General features: G+C 68.6%; 22 protein-coding genes. 5 read left to right on the top strand and 17 right to left on the bottom strand.

Features of this window, described 5'->3' with window-relative positions; translation table 11 throughout:
• Positions 1-121: 121 nt before the first annotated feature.
• Positions 122-430 carry a hypothetical protein gene (locus tag I7X18_RS29535; RefSeq protein ID WP_226864381.1) on the top strand — a complete coding sequence of 103 codons (309 nt, stop codon included), beginning with the start codon at positions 122-124 and terminating at the stop codon, positions 428-430.
• Between the two features lie 20 nt (positions 431-450).
• Entirely contained in the window at positions 451-1,461 is a 1,011-nt protein-coding gene (locus tag I7X18_RS08145) for a tyrosine-type recombinase/integrase (RefSeq protein WP_232375434.1), read from the top strand.
• 3 nt (positions 1,462-1,464) lie between these two features.
• Here I7X18_RS08145 and I7X18_RS08140 read toward each other — a convergent pair whose 3' ends face one another.
• The 14 genes from I7X18_RS08140 to folP form a co-directional block, all read right to left on the bottom strand.
• Positions 1,465-2,166, bottom strand: coding sequence for a hypothetical protein (locus I7X18_RS08140; protein WP_226864380.1), 702 nt, complete (start codon positions 2,164-2,166; stop codon positions 1,465-1,467).
• An 8-nt stretch (positions 2,167-2,174) separates the two neighbouring features.
• Positions 2,175-2,363 (bottom strand): hypothetical protein, encoded by a 189-nt coding sequence (locus I7X18_RS08135; RefSeq protein WP_193048202.1) that lies wholly within the window; start codon positions 2,361-2,363, stop codon positions 2,175-2,177.
• A 379-nt stretch (positions 2,364-2,742) separates the two neighbouring features.
• Positions 2,743-3,222, bottom strand: a complete 480-nt coding sequence (locus I7X18_RS08130) for a phage protease (RefSeq protein WP_193048201.1) — start codon at positions 3,220-3,222, stop codon at positions 2,743-2,745.
• A 34-nt stretch (positions 3,223-3,256) separates the two neighbouring features.
• Positions 3,257-4,144, bottom strand: a complete 888-nt coding sequence (locus tag I7X18_RS08125; protein ID WP_193048200.1) for a major capsid protein — start codon at positions 4,142-4,144, stop codon at positions 3,257-3,259.
• A gap of 2 nt (positions 4,145-4,146) precedes the next feature.
• Positions 4,147-4,725: a hypothetical protein gene (locus I7X18_RS08120; protein ID WP_193048199.1), complete on the bottom strand. Its 579-nt coding sequence runs from the start codon at positions 4,723-4,725 to the stop codon at positions 4,147-4,149.
• Positions 4,725-5,138 (bottom strand): hypothetical protein, encoded by a 414-nt coding sequence (locus tag I7X18_RS08115; protein ID WP_193048198.1) that lies wholly within the window; start codon positions 5,136-5,138, stop codon positions 4,725-4,727. Before I7X18_RS08115 ends, I7X18_RS08120 begins: the two co-directional genes overlap by 1 nt.
• Positions 5,135-5,518, bottom strand: a complete 384-nt coding sequence (locus I7X18_RS08110) for a hypothetical protein (RefSeq protein WP_193048197.1) — start codon at positions 5,516-5,518, stop codon at positions 5,135-5,137. The genes I7X18_RS08115 and I7X18_RS08110 overlap by 4 nt, the downstream gene beginning before the upstream one ends.
• A gap of 168 nt (positions 5,519-5,686) precedes the next feature.
• Positions 5,687-6,904, bottom strand: coding sequence for an AAA family ATPase (locus tag I7X18_RS08105; RefSeq protein WP_193048196.1), 1,218 nt, complete (start codon positions 6,902-6,904; stop codon positions 5,687-5,689).
• Entirely contained in the window at positions 6,901-7,314 is a 414-nt protein-coding gene (locus I7X18_RS08100; RefSeq protein ID WP_193048195.1) for a DUF2742 domain-containing protein, read from the bottom strand. Before I7X18_RS08100 ends, I7X18_RS08105 begins: the two co-directional genes overlap by 4 nt.
• Positions 7,311-7,538: a hypothetical protein gene (locus I7X18_RS08095; RefSeq protein WP_193048194.1), complete on the bottom strand. Its 228-nt coding sequence runs from the start codon at positions 7,536-7,538 to the stop codon at positions 7,311-7,313. Before I7X18_RS08095 ends, I7X18_RS08100 begins: the two co-directional genes overlap by 4 nt.
• A gap of 106 nt (positions 7,539-7,644) precedes the next feature.
• Positions 7,645-8,025, bottom strand: coding sequence for a hypothetical protein (locus tag I7X18_RS08090; protein WP_193048193.1), 381 nt, complete (start codon positions 8,023-8,025; stop codon positions 7,645-7,647).
• 3 nt (positions 8,026-8,028) lie between these two features.
• Positions 8,029-9,417 (bottom strand): recombinase family protein, encoded by a 1,389-nt coding sequence (locus tag I7X18_RS08085; protein ID WP_193048192.1) that lies wholly within the window; start codon positions 9,415-9,417, stop codon positions 8,029-8,031.
• Between the two features lie 63 nt (positions 9,418-9,480).
• Positions 9,481-10,446, bottom strand: a complete 966-nt coding sequence (locus tag I7X18_RS08080) for a glucosyl-3-phosphoglycerate synthase (protein WP_226864379.1) — start codon at positions 10,444-10,446, stop codon at positions 9,481-9,483.
• Positions 10,443-11,318, bottom strand: a complete 876-nt coding sequence (gene folP / locus I7X18_RS08075) for a dihydropteroate synthase (RefSeq protein WP_193048191.1) — start codon at positions 11,316-11,318, stop codon at positions 10,443-10,445. Before folP ends, I7X18_RS08080 begins: the two co-directional genes overlap by 4 nt.
• Positions 11,319-11,424: 106 nt before the next feature.
• Between folP and I7X18_RS08070 the strand changes: the two genes are divergently transcribed.
• Positions 11,425-12,495 carry an NAD(P)-dependent alcohol dehydrogenase gene (locus I7X18_RS08070; protein ID WP_193048190.1) on the top strand — a complete coding sequence of 357 codons (1,071 nt, stop codon included), beginning with the start codon at positions 11,425-11,427 and terminating at the stop codon, positions 12,493-12,495.
• Here the strand turns inward: I7X18_RS08070 and fadD6 are convergent.
• Both fadD6 and I7X18_RS08060 read right to left on the bottom strand, forming a co-directional pair.
• Positions 12,492-14,303: a long-chain-acyl-CoA synthetase FadD6 gene (gene fadD6, locus I7X18_RS08065; RefSeq protein ID WP_193048189.1), complete on the bottom strand. Its 1,812-nt coding sequence runs from the start codon at positions 14,301-14,303 to the stop codon at positions 12,492-12,494. The two genes, I7X18_RS08070 and fadD6, sit on opposite strands and share 4 nt — an antisense overlap.
• 53 nt (positions 14,304-14,356) lie before the next feature.
• Positions 14,357-14,917, bottom strand: coding sequence for a cytokinin riboside 5'-monophosphate phosphoribohydrolase (locus I7X18_RS08060; RefSeq protein ID WP_193048188.1), 561 nt, complete (start codon positions 14,915-14,917; stop codon positions 14,357-14,359).
• 32 nt (positions 14,918-14,949) lie between these two features.
• Here I7X18_RS08060 and I7X18_RS08055 point away from each other — a divergent pair, with 32 nt between their 5' ends.
• Together I7X18_RS08055 and I7X18_RS08050 are read left to right on the top strand one after the other, a co-directional pair.
• Entirely contained in the window at positions 14,950-17,058 is a 2,109-nt protein-coding gene (locus tag I7X18_RS08055; RefSeq protein ID WP_193048187.1) for an ATP-binding protein, read from the top strand.
• Between the two features lie 9 nt (positions 17,059-17,067).
• The gene (locus I7X18_RS08050) at positions 17,068-17,793 is read left to right on the top strand and encodes an ESX-1 secretion-associated protein (RefSeq protein WP_226864378.1); all 726 of its coding nucleotides are present in this window, start codon (positions 17,068-17,070) and stop codon (positions 17,791-17,793) included.
• 3 nt (positions 17,794-17,796) lie between these two features.
• Here the strand turns inward: I7X18_RS08050 and I7X18_RS08045 are convergent, their stop codons facing one another.
• Entirely contained in the window at positions 17,797-19,416 is a 1,620-nt protein-coding gene (locus I7X18_RS08045) for an ABC-F family ATP-binding cassette domain-containing protein (RefSeq protein WP_193048186.1), read from the bottom strand.
• Between the last annotated feature and the right edge of the window lie 51 nt (positions 19,417-19,467).

Genomic DNA, 19,467 nt, shown 5'->3' with positions numbered 1-19,467 from the left:
GTGGCGCCGCAACTGGCTGTCAGCTAACCGCTGAGCGCAACGACTAGGCGTGTGACGGGTAACTTACCCGCGGAGCGCATGCCACTTGACCTGCGGCAATCTACCAATCTAGGTTCTGCGCATGCCTCCGTCAGAAGACGCCATCAGCAATATTCGACGCATACCCGTACCTGTCGGCGCTGTGGCCGGCGACTGGCCCGGACCGGGAACCCACCCGGAGGACCTCATGCGATTCTTGACGTGGTCGCGTCACGACGCAGCTGGGGCGGTGGTGGCCGTCGAGGGTGTGCAATATGCAGATGGCCGTGTCGCCGAGCCGCAGATCGTCGTCTACCCCGGCGGCGCGAGCCTCGAGCTGACCGCCTCGACGTCACGCCAGCTCGCCGCGGCCCTGCTCGACGCCGCCGACGCCCTCGAAGGCCTGCGGTGACCGCCAGCACGGAGAGCCGAGTGCGGATCGCGCGTCGGCAGGCGACCGCGCTCGGTTTACGGACGGTGCAGCGTGGCGCGGAGCTCGAGCTACGCGACGCAACCGGCCGGGTGTTCGCCGGCGGGCTCACCGCGCTCGAAACGTATCTCCGCGAGGCGCACCAGGCGCGGCAACCGGGGCCGGACCGGTCCCAGATGCCCGCGTCGTGGCGGGAGATGACGAGCGCCTACCTCCTGCACCTCGCGGCCGCGGGCCACACCGCGCGAACGATCGACGCGCGGCGCAAGTCCCTCACACGCATCGCTCGCGCGCTGCGATGCCCACCGGGCGACGTGACGGCTGAGCGGCTCGTCGACTGGTTCGGTCGGCAGGACTGGAAGCCAGAGACACGGAAGTTCTACCGCAGCGCGGCGCGTGGGTTCTTCGCGTGGGCGTACCGCACGGGCCGGGTGCCGGAGTATCTCCCCGATGCGCTTCCGTCCGTTCGGATTCCGGCCGCCGTGCCGCGGCCGGTTCCCGACGATGCGTGGCGGACGGCGCTCGCCAAGGCCGATCCGCGGGTCACGCTGATGATGCGGCTCGCCGCCGAAGTCGGGATGCGCCGCGCCGAGGTGGCCCGAGTGCACACCCGCGACGTCGTCGAGGGCATCGGCGGCGCGCAGCTCGTCGTGCATGGCAAGGGCGGCAAGACGCGCGTCGTGCCGATCAGCGACGCGCTGGCCGAAGTGCTGCGACGCGGGGCGGCCGGCCATACCGCGGGAATGCCGGCATCGGGCTGGCTATTCCCCACCGGCGTCGGCGGCCACATCGGCGAGCACCAGGTCGGCAAGCTCGTCGCCGCGGCACTCCCGGACGGCTGGTCGATGCACAAACTGCGGCATCGGTTCGCCACCCGCGCGTACCGCGGTAGCCGGAACCTGCGAGCAGTGCAGCAGCTGCTCGGTCACGCTTCGATCGCGACGACCGAGCGATACACAGCTGTCGATGACGACGAAGTCCGGGCAGCAGCGATGGCAGCGACGGCCGACTGATGTTCACCACGCGGTGAGCCGGTCGAGCCTCTCGTCACGCGCGCCCGCCTCCGGTGGGATCACCTTGTAACCGAGCGATTCCAGCTCGGCGACAGCACATTCCGGTGAGTCACGCACGACCGCGCGGGTCTGTATGCGTCGCCACCGTGCGCGGCCATCTTGGATCGCCTGCTTCCAGCCCGCGCTGCCCTTGAAGCCGCAGTCACGGATGAGGAACTCGATCACGTCTTCGAGGCAGGGTCGGAATCGCTCGCCGCCCATTGGGATGTGCAGCGACTCGATGTTGTGCGGCGTCTTGTGTCCCAGGCGAGACAAGATGTGCGACAACGCGCCGCGCTGGGCGGTCACCTGGACGTGAGACCGCGGCTTGTTGTTCGGTCTGCGGTCGTAATCCCAACGGATGATCGGGGCTCGCTCGATCGTCGCCTTCAGGACGAACGACGAGTGTTCGACGGCGATGTGGGTTCCGTACGAATCCACGCACAGCCTGTAGGTCGCGCTCAGCTCTGCGAGACCGCCGTCCGAGCCGTCTCCCGGCCCCCGCAGCGGAAGCGTCGCATCGACGACCGATCTCAGCCGGTCGGCCGACGCCATCGCCACATCAATCAACCATCCCTCGCCCGGTTCGAGGCAATTGACGGCGTTCATGACGTCGCCGACAAAATCGTCTACTTCGTCGTTGAACTCATCATGCGTCAGTGTCATCGCCCTCGTCAGGCGCGGGTTTCTCCCAGCAGGAACGCGATCGACTCAAGCTGTTCCCACGCCTCGTGCTCCTCCCCGGCGAGAGCATAGCTGTTAGCGCGGTCACGAAGCTCCTCGAACGACATGCCGAGCTTGTCGAGGATCGCCCTGCGGCGAGCTCGCAGTTCGTCGTCCGTCAACGTCTCAGTTCTCGTCATCTGACCTCTCCACCCCTCAGCCAGGACTCGACGCCATCAGTGTGACATCCGCCGAGTCCGGTGCGTCGCACATCCCGTGCGCCTGTCATACCCACATTGTGCGGAGCCGACCGACAAGTCGCCCGATAAAGGTCGCTGACCTGCGCTATTGGGGGTGGTTTCGTCCGTTCCGCGCCGGGCCCGCGCCCCGCCATCAGCACCGCCCAAAAATCGCGGCGCTCGGAAAAATAAAAACTCGCAACTCACCGCTCGGGAGTCGGGAGGGGGGTGGGTCCGATAATTTCCGGGGGGTGGCGCACCGCCGCTCTGAGAGCCGCCTGCCCGTGGCAGCGGTGCGCGCCGACCCGCGCGGCGTTGCAGGGCCGCGGGCCTGTGTGGGTCAGTGGAACCAGGCGGCGGGCTCGGTGAGTTCGGCGCCGGGTTCGGGGTTCTGGCCGTGGCCGAGTTCGGACATAGGGGCGGCGGTCTCGTTGGGCACGCTGGCGAGGATGTCGGCCATGCCGGGGTCGGCGCCGATGAGGTTGACCCAGTGCTTACGGCGCGCCGGGGTGATCTTGCCCTTGCGGATGGCGTCTTCGACGGATGCTTCGATGCGCTGTTGTGTGGCGGCCGCGACCATCTTGCGGCCTTCAGAGGCGTCGCGGCGCAGCGCTTCGGCGGTTTCCTTGTCGAGCAGCTCCATGCCGGCGCGTTTGGCGGCGGCTGCGACGGTGGACGGCTTCTCGGGGTCGAGGTCGGCCACCTGCGCGGCGAGATCCTTGACGGTCTCGACGACGAGGTCCGGGTCGGTGGTGTCGGCGGGCAGTCCGAGCGCGGTGAGTAGCTCGGCGGTCTGCGTGTCGTCCAGCGTGATTGCCATGTTGACGGTTCCTTCCGGGGTGGGTGGGCGGCGCTTACGAGGCGAGACCGGTCAGCTTCTTGGCGGCCTGGATTCGGTCGATGGCGATCGCCGGGACGACGTAGGCCTGCACCCACTTGGAGCGGGTGTGCCGGTCGTCGATGACGTCGACGGTCAGTCCGATCTCGAAGCCGACCGTCCCGACTGTGCCCTTCTGGAGCGCGAACGCTGTGCCGGCTGTCAGACGCGGGTTGGTGAATAAACTGACGCCGGCCGACTTCAGCATGTCGTCGAGCTTGTCGGCGTACGCCACTTTCAGCGCGAACGCTTCCTGCGGATGCACCACGAGGAGGTCGTGTTTCACGCCGAGTTCCTGCATGTCGGCCGCGAGCTGGGCAGCGGCGAGGTCGGCCGATGGCAGTGCGGCGGACGGGGTGAGCGTCGCGGGATCGCCGACCGTCACGAGGTCCAACCAGCTGTTGCCCGGAACGGTGTTCGAGCCATCGTTGAACGCTTCGCTGAGCTTGGCGAGCAACCGCTCATCGAGCTTGCGGGCGATCGTGTTGGCGAGCTGGGTCGTCTGCTGATCCATGTAGGAGACGTTGTTGCGGATGATGTACTCGTCCGGAACCTGAACCTTCGCGCCCCAGTCCTCGACGGCCGCGAGCTGCGGGGTGGGGTCCACGCCGGCGGTCTCGCGGTACTGGGATCCGGGGGCGCGCTGCTCGACGTCGTCGCGGGTGTAGTAATTCGCGGCAGTGACCGTGCTGTAGAGCATTCCGCCGCCCTGCACGGCCGCGCCGAGCTGGTGCGTGAACTGCGGCAGCAGCAGCTGATCGTCGGCGAGCTTCGCGATCCGAGCGGCGATGACGCTCGGCGTCCTCAGCGCGACGTCGACTGTCAGCTCGCGGCCGTTGAGCTTCGGCAGCAGGGCGTTCGGCATGTTCAGACTCCGATCGTTCGTTGGTTGCGTCGCCGTCGTGCGGCGGCGACTTGGACGGCGCGTGAGCGCCCCGTGTCGTCGTAGGTGGCTGGGGTCGTCGACCCCGCGATCGCGACGCGTTTGGCGGCGACACCGTAGAGCGCTGCGACGTCACCAAGGTCGGTCAGGCCGTCGACTCCGGGCATCTCCGCGCCGAGCAGCGCGACCGCGGTGAGGACGAACCGGTAGGTCCGGCCGCTGGCGGGGTCGGTGAAGTTCGTCCATCCCTCGACGCTGCGTTGCGGGTACGCGCTGCGGATGACCGCGGCGACGGCTTTCGGGACGCCTTCAAAGTCGGCGGCCAGGACGGCGCCGCCTTCGGCGAGCCGTAGGTTCGTGACGCGTCCGAGAGCCGGCGCGGCGTCACCCATCCCCGTGTGCCCGAGCTTGACGACCGGGGCGCGCACGACACCGGCCCGGTGGGCGGCTACGGCGTCTGCGAGGTCAGCAGCGTCAACTCGCCATGTGCCGGTTGAGATTTCGTGGACGCCGACTCGGACGAGATCCACGTTCGGTATCGAAACGACGGTGACTTCAGGCATCAGCGGCGACCCTTCCGGCGCGCAGCGTGGTATTCGACGCGGGCAAGGTCGTGCGTCCACCGGTTGCCGACGCGGCGACTGCCGAGCTTGCGCGGATTGCGCTGAGCGCTGTTGCGGACAGCGCTCGCGCCGACACCAAGAATCCGCGCAGCTTCGACGGTCGAGCAGGTCGCATAGCTGGCATCGTGACCTGTCTCGGTTTCGTCTGCTGACGAACTCCGGCCGGGTGTGGCGTTCGCGCTGAGGGCACCACACTTTCGTGTCGCGCGGCGTAGCTGCTCGATGCTGCCGGCCAGCCGCGACGACGGACTCGAACGCCGCTCAGCCAGCACGCGCGTGAACTCGTCGAGCGCTCCGACGATGAACTCGGCGTCCTCAGGCGAGAGCACCACACCGGTGACGGCGGCGATCACAGCGCCGCCCCGCCGTCGAAGCGGTAACCCTCGGCATCGGGGCCAGGGCCGTCCGGTTCCGACATCGACAGCAGCGTGATCTCGTGACGGGCGACCGACAGCAGGTACTCGCGGCCCGAGGCGTCGAGGTACACCCGCCGGACCTCGAGTTCGGCCGCGTCGACCTCGGCGAGCGTCAGGCCGGCGTACTGGGCGCCGCGCTCGACGGTGCGCACTGCTTGCGCCCGGATCTCCGCGTCCTCGGCGTCGGTCGTCGGGCGGCAGAACGTTGGCCGGGTGTCGTCGAGCTGGGCAGCGATGCGGCGCAGCGCGTACTCGCGGGCGACTGTCGCGCGTGCCGCGGCGGCCGCGCCTGGGACGTCTTCGTACTCGGGGATCATCGGTTCTCCTCAGTGGTCTCGGGGGTCTGTCTCAGGGGTCGTCACGGTGCCGTGCTCACGCCACCCACTCACCCCGTAGGGGTGGGTGGCGTGACGTGCCGTTTCGTGACGTGCGTGACGTGGTGCGTGACGTGCTGACCAGCGCAAATAGCGAATCCGTGACGTGCCTCATGATTCGTGATCCCCAACCAGGCCGTGACGTCCCTGACCTGCGGTTTCGCTGTCATCCGTGACGTGGCGTGACGTGCCTGACGCGGCGAGGAACCATGCGGTCGTCTGCCGCCGATCGTCGCCGGACACCGCCACGAGAACACCGTCCGCGGCCAGCCTTTCGAGTTTGCGGCGCGCCTTCTCGACGTCGGCGCGTGTCGGATTGGGCTTCTCGGTGATCGCCTGCGCGGCGCCCTTAGCCGTGAGCCCATCGGGTCCGCCGGCCTTCACAAGAGCGACGAGATCGACGCTGTGCTCGACGCTCAGCACACCGGCCGCGGCGTCGTGCAGCAGCCGCCACGGCCCCACTTCGTCGCCGGGTTGCTTGACGTGTCGGAAGCCGACGATTGGGTCACCCGGTTCGCCGGACAGCAGCACGATCGACCCGGCCCCCGACGTCAGCCACGTGGACCCGTAGATCGCGTCAACCGGTGACGATGGTCGGTCGTTGCCGGTGCTGCGCTTCACGACGTGGTGCAACTCGGCGAGTTGCACGCCGGCGGCCAGGACGAGCTGGCGGGCGCGGTTGTAACCGGCTCCGACTTCGTCCTCGGACAGGCCGATCGCCGCGTCCTTGAGACTGTCGACGATTACCACGTCGGCGCCGTAGTGCTCGGCCATCCCGACGAGCAGCGTCGGTTGCGCTGCCATGTTCGCCGAGGGCGGGCCGGGCCGGATCACCAAACGCTCGGCGAGGACGTCGCGGTCGGCTTCGGTGAACTGGCGGCTCAGTGATCGGCTGATCTGGCGTGGCCGGTCCATGGCGAGGTACAGAATCCGGCCTCCGCTCTGCTGGACCGGCAAGCCGAGCACTTCACCGCCGACGAGCAGTGCGCGCACGAGCTGGCCGGCGAGCGTGGTCTTTCCGACGCCCTGCGGCCCCGCGATCATGAGTGCTTCACCCTCGGCCCACAACACCTGCGCGTCGCGGCCCCACAGTGCCGGGATCCCGGACGGCTGATCGAGGATGAACCGCGCACCGTCGATGACCGAATCGTCGTCGGATTCGAGCGCTCGACGAGACGGAGCCGCCCGCGCGTCGTCGGGTGGCGGCTCTGGCGGCAACGGAATGTCGGCGGACCAGTCCGTCTCGAGGACAGGGAAGCCGCCGGCATCGAAGTGAGCGAGCCGCTCTGAGACAGCTTTGCCTCGAGCGACGAGACGGGGATCGTTCACCGGCCACCGATCCGCTTCGCCCACGGCCGTGTCGCGTGATAATCACTGCGGCCCTTGATTATCCGTGCGACCTTCGTCCAGTCCTCGGCGGCTGAAATCGCCTCGCCGGCGTCGGCCAGCGCGTGTTGGCAGGTGTCGACGCGCAGCGCCCAATGCCGCGCGGCGTCGAGGACCGCGGCCCATTTCGCGGGGTCGGAATCGTCGAGCTGGCACCACGACGGCGTGCCGACCATGGGCCAGTCGCCGGCCCGCTCGAGATACGGGGCCACGAACTCATGCACGACCCACCAGCACACCTGCTGCGAGACCAAGCGAAACACAGTGTCGTTGGCGTTATGCTCGGCTGTAGCGATTGGCGTCGTCGAGGTGGCCCGGGCCGAAGTGCCCGGGTTTCTTCGTTCCAGCGTCATGCGACACCGCCCGCGCGGAGAAGTGCAGCGATTCGGTCGCGCTGCTCGTCGGTGAGCGGTGGCGCTTCAGAGACGACGCGGCGGACGTATTCCTCGAGGCTGAGCGCCTTCAGGTTGCGTTTCGCTTCGACGAGCTCCGGGTCGTCAGCGGGACGAGACCGGGTGAGCGCGGCGACGCGGCCGCGCTGACTGAGCTTGGACGGCTGATCGAGCTGGGAAGACATCGGATCCTCTGGGCATGACGAACTAGCCCGGAGCGATCCGGTTGGACCTGAGGCAATCGACCTCGGCTCGCGGCGCAATGCCGCGGCAATGCAAAAACTCTAGCAGCTACTTCCGACGCTTGGGCATCAACGCAGACCCGCGGTCCAAGATGCGTTGCAGCCCAGTGACCGTGACCGGTTGCCCCGCAGGCGCAACCATCGCGAGCAGCGACTGAAGACGCTCGGTCGTGATAGACAGCTCCTTGCCGCACCGGCAACGAATTTTCTGCTGGTTATGGCGTGGGCCAGGCGCCGGTTTGGCCGGGAACCAGCCGTCACCGCCATCGCCACCAACGTCCGTCGACTCGGTGCTACCCCGGTCGACCGGCGCCCAGAGTTCCTGCTCCGCCATGAAGCGGTACCGCGAAACATACTCCGGCTCGAGGTCCGCGACGCCGTGGTTACAGCGGATCACTACGTCGCGCTGGTACTTCGACACATTCGCCACTTCTCAACCCTTCCAACGGATTTCAACGGTTTCAGGATTGAACGTGCGCGTTCCGCGGCCAGGCAGGTGCAGCACGGGCACCATCAGCGCGTCGATGACGCTGCGCCGCTGCGCGACAGATAGCCCGGCCCACGCCGCTTCGACGTCGGTCTCAGCGACGATCGCAAGCGGCGATGACCGTCCAAACGCTGCAATCCTGGTCTCGACGTCACCGAGCTTCGTCAGCACCCGTTCATTCGCCGACCTGAATTGCGCCGGGGTCATCGCTCCGTCAGCGACGAGCTCGGCCAGGTCGTCGCGGCGCCGACGTAATGCATCCGCTTCCGCCATCAGCTCGGCAGCGTCGGGAGTGTCGGTCGTCCACAGACTGCCGGCGTCGGGAGCAGCCAGTCTTGCCACCGCCACGGCAGACACATACTGGTCGACTGGTTCAGCGCGCCGCGTGACGTGCTGACGCGATCGGCATCGGTACTGCGGCGCAGCGACACTAGCGCCGCTGCGCTGCACCGTTTGCCCACAGACACCGCAGAGCCCAACCCCCGTCAGTAGGCCTTTGGCGGCGACCGGAGCCCGCCGGCGGTCGTCACTCGCCATTGTCCGCGCCACGGCGCGCCACGTCGGTTCGTCCACGATCGCGGCCCATTGCGCCGGCCCGACGATCCCCAGTTCGGGATTCTTACGCATCGCGCCGAGCTGGTCGTTAGGTACGTGTCGTCGCAGCCCGCAGTACCGGGGGTTCGTCAGCACGTCACGTACCGCATAGCGCGACCATTCGTTGCCCTGAGGCGTCCTGTAGCCGGCCGCTACCCACCGACGAGCGATCTCACCGAACGACTCCCCCGCGAGGAAGTCTGCGAAGCCCTGCCGGATCAGTGCCGCTTCGTTGGGCCGGATCGTCATCCCGTCCGCGTCGTACCCGAACGGCCGGCCTCCGCCGACCCAGCGGCCTTGCTGGGCGGCCTGGACGGATGCTGAGCGGTGACGGGCAGCTTTGCGCTCGACCTCCCCTTGCGCGATGGACGCCATGATGCGCGCCACCGTGCGTCCACCGTCTGTGCCGGTGTCGATGCCATCGGCCGCGGTGACGATCGTTGTGCTCGTCGACTGGCAGCGCTCGAGCACGCTCTCCAGCTCGGCGAGGCGGCGGAGAAGTCGGTCCATATGTCGCGCAACGATCACATCGAACTCGCCAGCGTCGACCCGCGCCATCATCGCGATGAACTGGGGTCGGGGTTTCCGCGACAGCGCTGAGACGTCGTTGTCGACGAACTCGGCCGCGATCGTCCAACCGCGAGCCGCAATCAACCGCAGGCAGTCCTCACGTTGGCGGTCGATGCCGAGCTGTTCACCCGACCGGTCCTGACTCTGGCGCAGATACAGAGCGACTCTCACGCGAGTTACGTTATCGCGTGGTGTGCGCTACGACACCGATACTGCCTGACCGGTCTGACAGGCCTAGCGCGGCCGCAGGGTGACCATCGGCGGCCGGTCGTCCAGCGAGACGCCCGATGCGCGCGGGGTGAAGCCCTCACCGTCGGCGAAGAACTGGGTGAGCCCGACGCCGGAGTCGCCGATCCCGCAGCGCGACATCAGCGTCGCGATGACCTGACGGCTCATCGAGGCGAGTTCGGTCAGCGGACGGTTGCGATGGGTGCGCACGCCGAGGTTCACCTGGGCGATGCCGTCGAGGCCCAACCGGTCGTAGGTGTCGACCAGCAGGCCGATCTCCACGCCGTATCCCGGCGCGAACGGCACCGATGTCAGCAGTTCGCGGGTGCCGGCGTACTCGCCGCCCAGCGGCTGAAGCAGGCAGGTCAGCTCGGGGCGCAGCGACGCGAGCAGCGGGCGGGCCACCAGTTCGGTGACGCGGCCGCCACCGTTGGCGTCCTCACGTCCGCTGACCTTCAGCGGGCGCCGGTAGAAGCCCTTGACCAGGTGGACACCCGGGGTGAGCAACAGCGGACCGAGGAGCTTGGGCACGAACATCGGGTCGGGGTCGAGCAGGTCGGAGTCGACGAACGCGATCACGTCGCCGGTGGTCGCGGCCAGCGAACGCCACAGGACCTCACCCTTACCCGGTTGCGGTGCGACCTCCGGCAGGGCCGTCTCGCGGCTCACCACCCGCGCACCGGCGGCCAGGGCCCGGATCGCGGTGTCGTCGGTGGAGCCCGAGTCCAGCACGATCAACTCGTCGACGAGACCACCGAGCAGGGGGGTGATGGTCTCGATCACCCCGGCGACGGTCTGCTCCTCGTTCAACGCGGGCAGCACAACGGACACTGTGCGCCCGGCCTTGGCGGCCTCCAGTTCGGCGATCGTCCACGTCGGGCGGTTCCAGCTGTGGGTGTCGAACCAGCGGTGCCGCGCGATTGCGTCGGCGGAGTGCAGTTCGGGTGTTTCCAGCTCCGGAGTCAGTGTCATGCCAATCCCCTCACTGTGCGCGTCGGCGGACGCACGCCCTGGATCGACGCGACCATTTCGAGTACACGCCGAGTGGGTCCGACCTCGTGCACCCTGAACATCGCCGCACCGGCCGCAGCGGCCAGAGCGGTGGCTGCCAGCGTGCCCTCGAGGCGTTCAGTCAAACCCACCCCCAGAGTCTCCCCGACGAAATCTTTGTTGCTCAGTGCCATCAGGACCGGCCATCCAGTTTTTACAAGCTCTTCCACGTGACGCAACAAAGTAAGACCGTGGTAAGTGTTCTTCCCGAAATCGTGCGTCGGATCGATCAGGATGCGGTCGGGTGAGACCCCGGCGGCCACCGCCCGCCGCGCGGCGGAAGTGACCTCGGCAATGACGTCGTCGACCACGCCGTGTTCGGTGATGCCGTAGTGGACGCGGAACGGGCGGGTGCGCGGCACCGCTCCCCCGGTGTGCGAGCACACCAGGCCGGCGTCGAACTCGGCGGCGACTGCGGGCAGTTCCGGGTCGACGCCGCCCCAGGTGTCGTTGATCAGGTCGGCGCCGGCCGCACACGCCTGTTTCGCCACCGCCGCACGCCAGGTGTCGACGCTGATCACGACATCGGGGAAGGTGTGCCGCAGCCATTCGATGAAGGGCACGACGCGGGCGATCTCCTCGTCGGCGTCCACAGTCTGCCCGGGCCCCGCCTTCACCCCACCCACGTCGACGACGTCGGCGCCGTCCTGGACGACGCGGTGCGCGGCGGCCTTGGCGTCCTCGTCGGTGAACGTCGCGCCGCGGTCGTAGAACGAGTCCGGCGTCCGGTTCACGATCGCCATGATCAACGCACGGTCACCGGCCACCCGGCGTCCGCAGAAGGTCGACTCCACACTCCCAGGCTAGAGACCGTCCGCGGATAGGCCTGCGATGTCGGCACGGATGGGTGATGATCGTCACGTCATTTCGTTTTCTGGACAGCCGGAGAGGACCGGAGAGATGAAGATGCGCGCCGCCCGTATGTACGGGTACAAGCAACCCCTGCGACTCGAGGAGATCGCCGTGCCGCCCGTCGCTCCCGACGAGGTGCTGGTCAAAGTCGGCGGGGCCGGCATGTGCCGCACGGATTTCCAGTTGATCGACGGCTACTTCGACAGCGGTCTGGAGATGGACTTCCCCATCACCCCCGGACACGAGGTCGCCGGGTGGGTCGAGGGTCTCGGCGCCGACGTGCCGAAGTCGGCCGGACTGTCCGAGGGCGACCAGGTGGTGGTGTTCGGCAGCTGGGGCGACGGCGCCTGCCGGCAGTGCCATGTAGGCAATGAACAGCTCTGCGCCCACGGCGTATGGGCGGGCTTCAGCCGGCACGGCGGCTATCAGGAGTACCTGCCGGTCAACTACCGATATCTGATCAAGATGCCCGGGCGCGGCGACCTGACGCCGGAGAATCTGGCTCCGCTCACCGACGCCGGCCTGACGCCGTACCGCGGGCTCAAGAAGTTGCGTGCCGGGGGCCACCTCGGTGCCGGCCGCACGCTGGCGGTCAGCGGGATCGGCGGGCTGGGCAGCTACGGCGCGCAGTACGCGAAGCTGCTCGGCGGCGGCGCCGACGTGGTGGCGTTCGCCCGCAGCGAGGACAAGCTCAAGATCGCCCTCGACAACGGCGCCGACCACGCGATCAACGTCCGCGACAAAGACACCGACGCCGTCCGCGAGGAACTCGAGAACCTCACGGGCCGTGGGGAACTCGACGCGGTCATCGAGTGTGCGGGCTCCGAGGACTCGATCCGGCTGGCGTTCTCACTGCTGGCCACCGAAGGCGCCGTGGCGTCCGTCGGGCTGATCGGCAACCGGGTCGACATCCCGCTGTTCCCCCTGGTGGCGCGGGAGTACACGTACTTCGGGTCGTTCTGGGGGAACTACAACGACCTCACCGAGGTGCTGGCCCTCGCCGAAGCCGGCCGGATCAAACACACCGTGACCCGGGTGCGGTTCGATGAGGTCAACGAGACCCTGGACGCCATTGCCCGCGGTGACGTCCTGGGCCGCGCGGTCATCGTCTACGACTAGCCCTTCGGCTTCTTGCCGTCCTTCACCTCTGCGGGGTACTCCCCGTAGAACGGTACGTAACCCTCGGCCCTGCCGGACAGGACGTAGATCGCGTCGTCGATCTGGACGTCGTCGTCGTCGCCCTCGCCGCTGCTGCCGCCGAAGCCCTCCTTGCGCAGGTCGACCTTCTGGCTCTTGAAGGTCGACGTTTGTGCGAGTTCCTCGACCACCCGGACGAACAGCGGCACCGCGTAGGGGGGCAACCGCTCATACAGGGTCTCCGCGAGGCTCTTACCGTCGAAGTCGCTACCGTCGTTGAGTTTGATCGCCGCCATGCCCGCACGGCCGCCGGTGCCTTCGACCTCGACGCCGTAGACCGTGCACTCGTCGACCGTCGGGTCCATCGACAGTGCGGCCTCGACCTCGGTGGTGGCGACGTTCTCGCCCTTCCACCGGAAGGTGTCGCCGAGCCGGTCGACGAACGCGGCGTGCCCGAAGCCCTGGTAGCGCATCAGATCGCCGGTGTTGAACCACACGTCGCCGTCCTTGAAGGCGTCGCGGACCAGCTTCTTCTCGGATTCCTTCTCGTCGGTGTAACCGTCGAAGGGCTGGAAGCTGCTGACCTTGCTCAGCAGCAGACCGGGCTCACCGTTGCGGACCTTCTTCACCCGCCCCTTGTCGTCGCGGACCGGATCGCCCGACTCGCCGTCGTACTCGACGTAGGCGACCGGACTCGGGCAGATGCCGGTGGTCTTGTCGACGTTGAGCGCGTTGACGAAGGCGGTGTTGCCCTCGCTGGCGCTGTAGAACTCGCAGACCCGCTTGATGCCGAACCGGGTGGTGAACTCGTCCCAGATCGCCGGGCGCAGACCGTTCCCGCAGATCACCCGCACCTTGTGCTTGCGGTCGGTATCCTTCTCGGGCTGGTTGAGCAGGTAGGTGCAGATCTCACCGATGTAGACGAACGCGGTCGCGTCATAGCGGATGACGTCGTCCCAGAACTTCGATGCCGAGAACGACTTGCCCAGCGCCAGCGTCGCACCGGAATTCAGCACCGACGACAGCGCCACCGTTAGCGCATTGTTGTGGTAGAGCGGCAGGCAGCAATACAGGGTGTCGTTGCTGCTCAGGCGCACACCGAGACCACCGAACCCGGCCAGTGCCCGTAGCCAGCGGTAGTGCGTCATCACGCTGGCTTTGGGCATCCCGGTGGTGCCCGAGGTGAAGATGTAGAACGCCTTGTCCTTCGCGAGGACGGCGGAGGCCGACGCCGGGTTGCCGGTCGGGGCGGTCTCGGCGAGCTTCTCGAACTCCTCGATCGTCACCAGGCCGTCAGTGTCCGCGCCGGACTCCTTGATGGGATCGACGAAATCGGGGTCGGCGATCACCACCTTCGCCGACAGCAGGCCGAGGCTGTGCTCGAGCACGTCACCGCGCTGGTGGTAGTTGAGCATGCCGGAGATCGCGCCGCATTTGACCGCCGCCAGCATGAGCAGCACCGGTTCGGGCGAGTTGCGCAGCATGATCGCGACGACGTCACCGTGGCCCACTCCGCGGGCGGCCAGCACCGCGGCGTAGCGGTTGACCGTCTCGTTGGCCTGCCGGTAGGTGATCTCCTGGTCCTCGAACCTCAGGAAGGTGTTGTCGGCGTACTTCGCGGCCCGCTCCTGGAAGACCTTGCCGATCGAGGTCTTCGCCGACGGCCTCGCCCCGAAGCCGGTCACGACGCCGCCCAGGATGGTCGGCACGTCCATGAGAAACGCCGGCAGCCTCTCCGCGATGTCGAGCAACCCGACGCTGCTCCGGACCCCCGATTTCTCGTCGCTCATGCGGTGCAAACCCTCCGATCGTCGTCCGTTGGCAACACCCTAGCCGCGCCCGATCAGCGGCGAGGGGCGCATGCTGCCATCGCCTCGTCGACGTCCTCGACGACGATCAACCTGTCAAGTGCACTGCGGGCGACGTAACCGCTGTCCACCAGACCGTGCAACCAGGCCAGCAAACCGTCGTAGTGACCGATCGGATCGAGCATCACCACCGGCTTGTCGTGCATACCCAGGTAGGCCGCGGTCCAGGCTTCGAAGAATTCCTCGAGCGTGCCGATACCCCCTGGCAGCGACAGGAACGCGTCGGCGCGGTCCTCCATCACCTGCTTGCGCTCCCGCATCGTGTCGGTGACCACGAGTTCGTCGGCATCGACATCGGCCACCTCGCGGTGCACCAGCGCCTTCGGGATCACCCCGATGGTCCGGCCGCCGCGCGCCCTGGTCGCCTGCGCGACCGCACCCATCGCCGAGACGTTGCCGCCACCGGAGACGAGCGTCCAGCCGCGGTCGGCGATCGCCTCCCCGACGCGGGTGGCCAGGTTCAGCAATCTCTCGTCGGTCGGGCTGGAGGCGCAGTACACACAGACTGCCCACGGTCGGTCGGGCTGATCGGACACACGCACAACCTAGTCGGTCCTAGAATCCGGCGGTGCCTGTGGACTGGGTGGTGGCGCCGGCCGAACCGGCGCTGGATTCCGTCGATGCGGGTGTCCGCCAGCAGTCGGGCGCGGTGCTGATCGGTCCGGCCGGCGTGGGGAAGACGACGCTGTTGCGGATCGCCGCCCAACGCCTGGGCCCGGGTCCGTGGGTGACCGGGACCGCATCGAACGCCGTCATCCCGTTCGGCGCGTTCCGGCATCTGATCGACATCCCGCAGGCCGGTAAGACGGCGGCGATCGTGCGGGCGGCGCGCGAGCGCCTGCGCGATCAGATGCTGTTCGTCGACGATGCGCATCTCCTCGACCCGCTCTCGGCGACCCTGCTCTATCAACTGGCCCTCACCGGCACGGCCGGGCTGGTGGTGTCGGTGACCGCCGGGGCACCGACACCCGCCCAGGTGGTGACGCTGTGGGTGGACGACCTCCTGGCCCGCGTCGACCTCCAGCCCCCCGGTCACGACGACACGAGGGTCGCGGCGCAGGTCGAGTCGTTCATCGGGGATCTCCCGGCGCCGGCGCGGGCCGCCCTGGAGTACCTCGCGGTCTGCGATCCGATCCGGGTCACGGATCTGAGCGCGCTGGCCGGTGACGAGGCCGTCACCGCGGCGAGGGAAGCCGGGGCGGTCACCGTCGAGGGTGAACTGGCGCACGCGGGGCATCCGTTGTTCGTCGACGCCGTACGAAACCGGATGGGCGGACCGGACCTGCGCAGGCTCCGTACCGACGTGGCCGGGCGCCTGGCTGCAGCGCGGCCTACCGGTGTTCTCGACCGGCTGCAGGTGGCGGTGCTGGCCCTCGACAGCGATCGCGACATACCCGCCGCGGAGTTGACGGCCGCCGCCGAGGAGGCACTGCGGCTGGGAGACCTCACGCTGAGCGAACGGCTGGCGCGGGCGGCACTGCAGGAGGCGGGCGATCTTCGGGCCCGGCTGGCGCTGGGATATGCGCTCGGCTGGCAGGGCCGGGGCCGCGAAGCCGACGAGGTGCTCGCGGGTGTCGACGAGTCCGCGTTGAGCGAAGCGGAGTTGATGGCCTGGGCGCTGCCGTGCGCGGCGAACCGGTTCTGGATGCTCTCGGAACCCGAACGGGCGACCGCGTTCCTGCGCACGGTCCGCAACCGTGTTGTCGACCCGGCGGCCAGGACGACGATCGACGCGCTGTCGTCGACGTTCGCAATGAACTCGGGCACCCCGGCCCGGGCGATGGAGATCGCCGCAGAGGTGCTGGCCTCCGAGCAGGCCGACGATGCAGCGATCGGGTGGGCGGCGGCCGCCGCGGCGCTCAGCTGTGCCCGCATGGGCCGGTTCATCGAGGTCGACGGGTTGGCGGAGCGGGCGGCGGCGGCCCACCATCCGGGCCTACTGCGGTTCACCAGTGGATTCGGGCAGACGACGGCGCTGATGATGTCCGGCCGTCTGGACCACGCGCACGAATTGGCGCGCCGGCTCACCGAATTCGCCGAGCTGCAGCAGCCGGGCCGGGCGATCGGCGAGGTGCTGATCGCCGACGTGCTCATCGCGCGCGGGGAACTCGACAGTGCCGTGACGCTGCTGCGCGACGCAGCGATGGCGCTGGCCCCGACGGGCTATTCCTGGAGTCCACTGGCGTGGATGCTGTTGGCGCAGGCCCTCGGTGAGCAGGGCGCCGCCGTCGAGGCCGGAAAGGCGTTGGCGCGCGCGGAATCTCGGCACGGACTCAAGTCGATGCTGTTCGCCCCCGAGCTCGCGCTCGGCCGGGCGTGGACGATGTCGGCACGGCGCGACCCGCACGGCGCGGTCGCGGCCGCCCGCGAGGCCGCACGCACCGCCGAGCGCGGCGGCCAGCTGGCGGTGGCATTGCGGGCGTTGCACACCGCGGTGCGCCTGGGGGATGCCCGCGCGGCCGACCACATGGCCCGCCTCGGCGTCGACTGTGAGTTCGGGCGGATTGCGTTGGTGCACGCCAGGGCGTTCACCGCGTCAGCCGTCGTCGGGCTGGACGAGGCGGCGGCGGCGTACGCGGGGATGGGCTTGCAGAGCGCGGCGGCCGACGCCATGCGCCAGGCCGATGCGGTGCGTCACCGGAATTTGCCGCCCCGGGGACCTTCGACCGGCCCTTAAACTGGCCCGATGAACGGTGGGCCGTTGTTCGTGCAGACCGATGGTCTGCGCCAGTTCTCCCAGACGCATACCGAGATCGCCGCGGGGGTGTCGCAGTTACTGGGCGGTGCCCCGACCGTCGCGGGTGTCGAGACCTCGCACGGTCAGATCGCGTTCGCGGTGCAGAACGCGCTGAGCGATCTGCTCGGTGCGCGTCAGGGCACGCTGCAGACTACCGCGAAAAGTGGTGACAAGATCGCGGAGCTTCTCGGGAAGGCCGCCGCCGCCTACGACAAGGGCGACGAGCGGTCGGCGGGCAAGCTCAAGGCGACGATGGAGGGCGCGGGCGACCCGTCCGGTGGTGGGGGCGGAGGCGGTGGCGCGAGCCCGGCTTCCGGGGCTTCCGGGGCTTCCGGGGCGACGGGCGCGATCGGCCAGGTGCTCGGCCAGCTGGGGCAACTCGGGCAGATGGGTCAGCAGGGCAGCGGTGCGATGCAGGGCCTCACCCAGGGGTTGCAGCAGATCCCGCAACAGGTGATGCAGGGCGTCCAGCAGATCGTGGAAGCGGCCACGGGCGCCGGAGGCCCCGAAGGTCCCGGCCCCGAAGGTTCGGCTCCGGGGGAACCCAACGCCGGGCCGGGCATCGTTCCCGACGATCGACTGCCGGACGACGGTGCGCCCACCCCCGAACCCGAACCCAACGCCGGGCCGGGCATCGTTCCGCCGGCTGCCCTGACGCGCCCGCAGCAGGTCTGACCGTCACCCCTCGACCAGCACACCGTCGGCCAACCGCAGCCGGCGGTGCACGTCGATCTGGGTGAGGAACCGCTCGTCGTGGCTCACCACCACGAAGGCACCCTGATATGCGTTGAGCGCCGACTCGAGCTGACCGACGCTGACCAGGTCGAGGTTGTTCGTCGGTTCGTCGAGCAGAAGCAACTGGGGCGCGGGCTCACCGTAGAGCACACACGCCAACGTCGCCCGCAGCCGCTCACCACCGGAGAGCGCAGCCACCGGAAGGTGAATGCGGTCACCGCGGAACAGGAACTGCGCCAACAGATGACGGCTTCGCGTCACGGTCATCTCGGGGGCGAAGCGGGCCAGGTTATCCGCCACCGAGAGGTCGTCATCGAGCAGGTCGAGGCGCTGCGAGATGTAGGCGATCCGTCCGTCGGCCCGCTGCGCCGAGCCCGCCTCGGGGGCGATGGTTCCCGCGATGACCCGCAGCAGCGTGGATTTGCCCGCACCGTTCGGTCCCGTCAGCGCGATGCGTTCCGGCCCGCGGATCACGAGGTCGATCCCGTTGTCCGCGAACAGTTCCCGGCCACCGCGGCGCAGGCGTAGCCCTTTCCCCGCGAACAGGGTCCGGCCGGCCGGGACGCCGGTCTCCGGTAGCTCCAGCACGATGGCGTCGTCGTCGCGCAGCGAGCGTTCGGCGCCGTCGACGCGGGCACGCGCCTCATCCACCCGTTTGGCGTGGACGTCGTCGGCCTTACCCGCCGACTCCTGAGCCCTGCGCTTCCTCGCACCGGCGATGATCTTCGGCAGTCCGGCGTCGGAGAGGTTGCGCGCCGCGGTGTTCGAGCGCCGCGCCGCGCGTTCCCTGGCCTCCTGCATCTGACGCTTCTCACGCTTGAACTGTTGTTCGGCGTTGCGCATCTCGCTCTCGGCGGCGTGCTGCGCCTGGTCCACCATGTCCCGGTAGGCCGTGAAATTGCCGCCGTAGAAGACGATGTCGCCGCGATACAGCTCGGCGATCCGGTCCGTCCGGTCGAGTAACGCCCGGTCGTGGCTGACCAGCAGCAGCGTGCCGGGGTACTCGTCGAGCGCCGCGTAGAGCGCATGCCTGGCGTCGGCATCGAGGTTGTTCGTCGGCTCGTCGAGTAGCAATACGTCCGGCCTCGTCAGGAGTTGCGCCGCCAGGCCCAGCGAGACGACCTCACCCCCGGACAGCGTCTCGAGGCGACGGTCGAGGCCGACGTGCCCGAGTCCCAACCGGTCCAGTTCGGCGCGGGCGCGGTCCTCGATGTCCCAGTCGTCCCCGATCGCGGTGAACACCGCGTCGCCGACGTCCCCGGCGGCCAGCGCGTTCAGCGCCTCGATCACCGGGGCCACGCCGAGCACGTCGGCGACGGTGAGGTGTGCGGCCAACGGCAGGGTCTGCGGCAGGTAGCCGAGCGTCCCGGCGACGGTGACGCTGCCCGACGAGGGCTGCAACTGTCCCGCGATCAGCCGCAGGAGTGTGGATTTGCCTGCGCCGTTCGGCGCGACGAGGCCGGTTCGGCCGGCGCCGAATGAGGCGGTCAGGTCGGCGAAGACGACGGTCTCGTCGGGCCAGGCGAACGAGAGGGAGGAACAGACGATCGAGGATTGAGACATGCGAGAGATCTCTCGTGAGCTGCGGGCACGGCGGCACCGCAGAACGGAAAC

Source organism: Mycolicibacterium baixiangningiae (genome assembly GCF_016313185.1).
Taxonomy (GTDB): domain Bacteria; phylum Actinomycetota; class Actinomycetes; order Mycobacteriales; family Mycobacteriaceae; genus Mycobacterium; species Mycobacterium baixiangningiae.
The sequence above is the reverse complement of the archived record's forward strand: the minus strand, read 5'-3'. Positions and strand labels throughout refer to the sequence as shown.

Coding starts and splice junctions, on each gene's coding strand:
- I7X18_RS08140 (WP_226864380.1), bottom strand. CDS start 2,166: ATGACACTGACGCATGATGAGTTCAACGACGAAGTAGACGATTTTGTC.
- I7X18_RS08120 (WP_193048199.1), bottom strand. CDS start 4,725: ATGCCTGAAGTCACCGTCGTTTCGATACCGAACGTGGATCTCGTCCGA.
- I7X18_RS08135 (WP_193048202.1), bottom strand. CDS start 2,363: ATGACGAGAACTGAGACGTTGACGGACGACGAACTGCGAGCTCGCCGC.
- I7X18_RS08050 (WP_226864378.1), top strand. CDS start 17,068: ATGAACGGTGGGCCGTTGTTCGTGCAGACCGATGGTCTGCGCCAGTTC.
- I7X18_RS29535 (WP_226864381.1), top strand. CDS start 122: ATGCCTCCGTCAGAAGACGCCATCAGCAATATTCGACGCATACCCGTA.
- I7X18_RS08125 (WP_193048200.1), bottom strand. CDS start 4,144: ATGCCGAACGCCCTGCTGCCGAAGCTCAACGGCCGCGAGCTGACAGTC.
- fadD6 (WP_193048189.1), bottom strand. CDS start 14,303: ATGAGCGACGAGAAATCGGGGGTCCGGAGCAGCGTCGGGTTGCTCGAC.
- I7X18_RS08080 (WP_226864379.1), bottom strand. CDS start 10,446: ATGACACTGACTCCGGAGCTGGAAACACCCGAACTGCACTCCGCCGAC.
- I7X18_RS08095 (WP_193048194.1), bottom strand. CDS start 7,538: ATGTCTTCCCAGCTCGATCAGCCGTCCAAGCTCAGTCAGCGCGGCCGC.
- I7X18_RS08110 (WP_193048197.1), bottom strand. CDS start 5,518: ATGATCCCCGAGTACGAAGACGTCCCAGGCGCGGCCGCCGCGGCACGC.
- I7X18_RS08130 (WP_193048201.1), bottom strand. CDS start 3,222: ATGGCAATCACGCTGGACGACACGCAGACCGCCGAGCTACTCACCGCG.
- I7X18_RS08070 (WP_193048190.1), top strand. CDS start 11,425: ATGAAGATGCGCGCCGCCCGTATGTACGGGTACAAGCAACCCCTGCGA.
- I7X18_RS08045 (WP_193048186.1), bottom strand. CDS start 19,416: ATGTCTCAATCCTCGATCGTCTGTTCCTCCCTCTCGTTCGCCTGGCCC.
- I7X18_RS08100 (WP_193048195.1), bottom strand. CDS start 7,314: ATGACGCTGGAACGAAGAAACCCGGGCACTTCGGCCCGGGCCACCTCG.